We start from the raw sequence: 5770 nt of genomic DNA on the forward strand, positions 1-5770 counted from the left end.
AAAAACTGCTTGCGGGTAGTGGGAGTTATGCTTAGAACCCCCTTCACCGGCGGCGCTGAGGCGCTTGACGGTGGGTCGGACGGACGGCGAGGCGGTTGCCTTGGTTTGAAGTTTGGCGAAAGAATTGAGGGATTGAAGCGGGCGGGCGCGCCGGAAGTTAGGGCGCACTGGTCTGGTTTTTGTCTCTGGGACTTACGGGTTCCGCGCTCTTTGACATTGATGGTATCTGAAGAGATATGTGGGCGGTTTGGTTCATTCGATGAACAATCGACTGCATATCGGGGTCCTTAGGCATTTGCCGATGATAGGATTTAACAGCTTCACTGTTTGAGTGGTACTTTGTTTCTTTGGAAACGATGTGCATCAAACAGATGACTGTCTCTTTTCAGCCTGAGAAGAGACGATGTGCAGAGGTTCGAACGTCAAGGACAGCACTGTAAAGTGCTTTCAACTTGAGAGTTTGATCCTGGCTCAGAACGAACGCTGGCGGCAGGCCTAACACATGCAAGTCGAACGAAGCCTTCGGGCTTAGTGGCGGACGGGTTAGTAACGCGTGGGAACGTGCCCTTCACTACGGAATAGTCCCGGGAAACTGGGTTTAATGCCGTATACGCCCTTCGGGGGAAAGAATTTCGGTGAGGGATCGGCCCGCGTTAGATTAGATAGTTGGTGGGGTAATGGCCTACCAAGTCTACGATCTATAGCTGGTTTTAGAGGATGATCAGCAACACTGGGACTGAGACACGGCCCAGACTCCTACGGGAGGCAGCAGTGGGGAATCTTGGACAATGGGCGCAAGCCTGATCCAGCCATGCCGCGTGAGTGATGAAGGCCTTAGGGTCGTAAAGCTCTTTCGCCTGTGAAGATAATGACTGTAGCAGGTAAAGAAACCCCGGCTAACTCCGTGCCAGCAGCCGCGGTAATACGGAGGGGGTTAGCGTTGTTCGGAATTACTGGGCGTAAAGCGCGCGTAGGCGGACTATTAAGTCAGGGGTGAAATCCCGGGGCTCAACCCCGGAACGGCCCTTGATACTGGTAGTCTTGAGTTCGAGAGAGGTGAGTGGAATTCCGAGTGTAGAGGTGAAATTCGTAGATATTCGGAGGAACACCAGTGGCGAAGGCGGCTCACTGGCTCGATACTGACGCTGAGGTGCGAAAGTGTGGGGAGCAAACAGGATTAGATACCCTGGTAGTCCACACCGTAAACGATGAATGCCAGTCGTCGGGTAGCATGCTGCTCGGTGACACACCTAACGGATTAAGCATTCCGCCTGGGGAGTACGGTCGCAAGATTAAAACTCAAAGGAATTGACGGGGGCCCGCACAAGCGGTGGAGCATGTGGTTTAATTCGAAGCAACGCGCAGAACCTTACCAACCCTTGACATCCTCGGACAACTCCAGAGATGGAGCTTTCACTTCGGTGGCCGAGTGACAGGTGCTGCATGGCTGTCGTCAGCTCGTGTCGTGAGATGTTCGGTTAAGTCCGGCAACGAGCGCAACCCACACCCTTAGTTGCCAGCAGTTCGGCTGGGCACTCTAAGGGAACTGCCCGTGATAAGCGGGAGGAAGGTGTGGATGACGTCAAGTCCTCATGGCCCTTACGGGTTGGGCTACACACGTGCTACAATGGCAGTGACAATGGGTTAATCCCAAAAAACTGTCTCAGTTCGGATTGTCGTCTGCAACTCGACGGCATGAAGTCGGAATCGCTAGTAATCGCGTAACAGCATGACGCGGTGAATACGTTCCCGGGCCTTGTACACACCGCCCGTCACATCATGGGAGTTGGGTTTACCCGAAGACGGTGCGCCAACCTCGCAAGAGGGGGCAGCTGGCCACGGTAGGCTCAGCGACTGGGATGAAGTCGTAACAAGGTAGCCGTAGGGGAACCTGCGGCTGGATCACCTCCTTTCTAAGGATGATCCTGGCAGATAAGCTTGCTTATCTCGTGGATCACTTAGCAGAAGATCGAAAGTCAATTCGGTCAAATATACGGACCAGGCCGTCCTCATATCTCTTCAGGAAGACACAGACCTACCGGTCTGGACTTGGGTCGGTAGCTCAGGTGGTTAGAGCGCACGCCTGATAAGCGTGAGGTCGGAGGTTCAAGTCCTCCTCGACCCACCACTAATTCTGGTGTGGGTATCCACATCTTTTGGGGCCTTAGCTCAGCTGGGAGAGCGCCTGATTTGCATTCAGGAGGTCAGGAGTTCGATCCTCCTAGGCTCCACCAACCGTACTTTGCGCAGCAAAGGATCGGCATACCACTTCAACAAGTGGTCTTCAGATACCAAAGACAAGAGCGACGATGATTGGATCGTTAAGCACAGCTGAGTGTTTAACCGTCCAATCGGACGCAAATTGACATCGTATATAGAGATTAATTAACGACACTGTTTGATCGCCGTAAGTAAGCGGTTGATCTCAGTTGGTTCTGTCTTCGGGCAGAAGGCGCGTTGAAGGTTGTTTCCTCGACCTTCCTCTGCGTATCCCGGCTGAAACGGGCAGTGTTGTCCAAGTCAAGTACACTAACCAGATACGTTCACAGAACGTATCATTGTCTGATCTTCACCGACATGAAGATCAGGCGGGAAAGTATGCTTTTGATCAGAAAGAAAGCTTTGGGTCGAACCAGCCCTGAAGCGTAAAACGACAGTTTTGTTCTTTCTGGATCAAATCAAGCGCGAGAAGGGCGTTTGGTGGATGCCTTGGCAGTAAGAGGCGATGAAGGACGTGATACTCTGCGATAAGCTTGGGGGAGCCGAGAATAGGCTTTGATCCCAGGATCTCCGAATGGGGCAACCCACCTGATATTCAGTTATTGTTAGCCGTAAGGTTCTCGATAATTGGGTAAAACAGGTACTTTTAACCTGAATACATAGGGTTTTAAGAGCAAACCCGGGGAACTGAAACATCTAAGTACCCGGAGGAAAGGACATCAATAGAGACTCCCCTAGTAGCGGCGAGCGAACGGGGACCAGCCGAGCCTTGAGAGTGATCAGAACATGTTGGGAAGCATGGCCATAGTGGGTGACAGCCCCGTATGAGAAGCTCGATGGGACGTATTAAGTAGGGCGGGACACGTGAAATCCTGTCTGAAGATCGGAGGACCACCTCCGAAGGCTAAGTACTCCTTACTGACCGATAGCGAACCAGTACCGTGAGGGAAAGGTGAAAAGCACCCCGACGAGGGGAGTGAAACAGTACCTGAAACCGAACGCCTACAATCAGTCGGAGGCTCCTTGCGAGCTGACGGCGTACCTTTTGTATAATGGGTCATCGACTTGGTCTTACGAGCAAGCTTAAGCCGATAGGTGTAGGCGTAGCGAAAGCGAGTCTTAATAGGGCGTTGAGTTCGTGGGATCAGACCCGAAACCGAGTGATCTAGGCATGACCAGGATGAAGGTAAGGTAACACTTACTGGAGGTCCGAACCCACACCTGTTGAAAAAGGTCGGGATGAGTTGTGCCTAGGGGTGAAAGGCCAATCAAACTCGGAGATAGCTGGTTCTCCGCGAAATCTATTTAGGTAGAGCGTCATCCGAATACCCCGGGGGGTAGAGCACTGGATGGGTAATGGGGCCCCACAGGCTTACTGATCCTAACCAAACTCCGAATACCCGGGAGTACTAGATGGCAGACACACGGCGGATGCTAACGTCCGTCGTGGAGAGGGAAACAACCCTGACCTCCAGCTAAGGCCCCCAATTCATGGCTAAGTGGGAAAGCAGGTGGGACGACCAAAACAACCAGGAGGTTGGCTTAGAAGCAGCCATCCTTTAAAGATAGCGTAACAGCTCACTGGTCTAAATAAGTTGTCCTGCGGCGAAGATGTAACGGGGCTCAAGCCATGAGCCGAAGCTGAGGATATGCACTGAGTGCATGTGGTAGCGGAGCGTAGTGTGACATAGCACTTATCCTCTTCTATCGCATCGAGTACAGGGCGCAAACGCGCTCAAGTAGCGAAGCGGTAGCGCAGGATAAAGTGCTTTCGATGAAGCCGGGCTGTAAGGCATCCGGTGGAGAGATCACTAGCGAGAATGATGACATGAGTAGCGACAAACAGGGTGAGAGACCCTGTCGCCGAAAGTCCAAGGGTTCCTGCTTAAAGCTAATCTGAGCAGGGTAAGCCGGCCCCTAAGGCGAGGCCGAAAGGCGTAGTCGATGGGAACCAGGTTAATATTCCTGGGCCAGGAGGATGTGACGGATCGAGACTGTTGTTCACCCTTATCGGATTGGGTGGGCCGCTGATCGGTTCCTGGAAATAGCCCTCCACCAGACCGTACCCTAAACCGACACAGGTGGACTGGTAGAGAATACCAAGGCGCTTGAGAGAACTACGTTGAAGGAACTCGGCAAAATACCTCCGTAAGTTCGCGAGAAGGAGGCCCGGTTTCTACGCAAGTATTGACTGGGGGCACAAACCAGGGGGTGGCGACTGTTTACTAAAAACACAGGGCTCTGCGAAGTCGCAAGACGACGTATAGGGTCTGACGCCTGCCCGGTGCTTGAAGGTTAAAAGGAGGGGTGAGAGCTCCGAATTGAAGCCCAAGTAAACGGCGGCCGTAACTATGACGGTCCTAAGGTAGCGAAATTCCTTGTCGGGTAAGTTCCGACCTGCACGAATGGCGTAACGACTTCCCCGCTGTCTCCAACGTAGACTCAGCGAAATTGAATTGCCTGTCAAGATGCAGGCTTCCCGCGGTTAGACGGAAAGACCCCGTGCACCTTTACTATAGCTTCGCACTGGCATCAGGATTGTGATGTGCAGGATAGGTGGTAGGCTTCGAAGCAGGGACGCCAGTCCCTGTGGAGCCTCCCTTGAGATACCACCCTTCGCACTCTTGATGTCTAACCGCGGCCCGTTATCCGGGTCCGGGACCCTGCGTGGTGGGTAGTTTGACTGGGGCGGTCGCCTCCTAAAGAGTAACGGAGGCGCGCGAAGGTTGGCTCAGAGCGGTCGGAAATCGCTCGTTGAGTGCAATGGCAGAAGCCAGCCTGACTGCAAGACTGACAAGTCGAGCAGAGTCGAAAGACGGCCATAGTGATCCGGTGGTCCCAAGTGGGAGGGCCATCGCTCAACGGATAAAAGGTACGCCGGGGATAACAGGCTGATACTGCCCAAGAGTCCATATCGACGGCAGTGTTTGGCACCTCGATGTCGGCTCATCTCATCCTGGGGCTGGAGCAGGTCCCAAGGGTACGGCTGTTCGCCGTTTAAAGAGGTACGTGAGCTGGGTTTAGAACGTCGTGAGACAGTTCGGTCCCTATCTGCCGTGGGTGTAGGATACTTGAGAGGAGTTGCCCCTAGTACGAGAGGACCGGGGTGAACGTTCCACTGGTGGACCAGTTATCGTGCCAACGGTAGTGCTGGGTAGCTATGAACGGAAAGGATAACCGCTGAAGGCATCTAAGCGGGAAGCCCCCCTCAAAACAAGGTATCCCTGAGGACCGTGGTAGACCACCACGTCAATAGGCCGGAGATGTAAGTGCAGCAATGCATTCAGTTGACCGGTACTAATCGTCCGATAGGCTTGATTTGATCCAGTAAAAACAAAACTGAAACAAATCAAAAGCATACGCACAAAAATACTAACTTGGACACGTTAAATTGGTTATTCCTCGGTTTGGTGGTCATAGCAGAAGCAAAACACCCGATCCCTTCCCGAACTCGGAAGTTAAGTGCTCTTACGCCAATGGTACTGCATCTCAAGATGTGGGAGAGTAGGTAACCGCCAAACCTAGCAATAACCAATAATCTCTATATACG

Annotated in this window: 2 tRNA genes and 3 rRNA genes; all 5 read left to right on the forward strand. The window is 52.9% G+C overall.

Annotation, left to right across the window (positions count from 1 at the left end):
- The first annotated feature begins 448 nt into the window (after positions 1-448).
- The 5 genes from FN828_RS20035 to rrf all read left to right on the forward strand — a co-directional run bounded on the left by FN828_RS20035 (position 449) and on the right by rrf (position 5741).
- Positions 449-1913: ribosomal RNA gene (locus FN828_RS20035) — 16S ribosomal RNA — on the forward strand.
- A 138-nt stretch (positions 1914-2051) separates the two neighbouring features.
- Positions 2052-2128, forward strand: a tRNA-Ile gene (locus tag FN828_RS20040).
- 30 nt (positions 2129-2158) lie between these two features.
- Positions 2159-2234: transfer RNA gene (locus tag FN828_RS20045), tRNA-Ala, on the forward strand.
- A gap of 442 nt (positions 2235-2676) precedes the next feature.
- Positions 2677-5542 (forward strand): 23S ribosomal RNA (locus FN828_RS20050).
- An 84-nt stretch (positions 5543-5626) separates the two neighbouring features.
- Positions 5627-5741 (forward strand): 5S ribosomal RNA (gene rrf / locus FN828_RS20055).
- The 16S, 23S and 5S rRNA genes sit together here with 2 tRNA genes alongside, the layout of an rRNA operon.
- Positions 5742-5770: the final 29 nt, after the last annotated feature.

The organism is Thalassovita litoralis (genome assembly GCF_900182725.1).
In the GTDB taxonomy this organism is placed as follows: domain Bacteria; phylum Pseudomonadota; class Alphaproteobacteria; order Rhodobacterales; family Rhodobacteraceae; genus Thalassobius; species Thalassobius litoralis.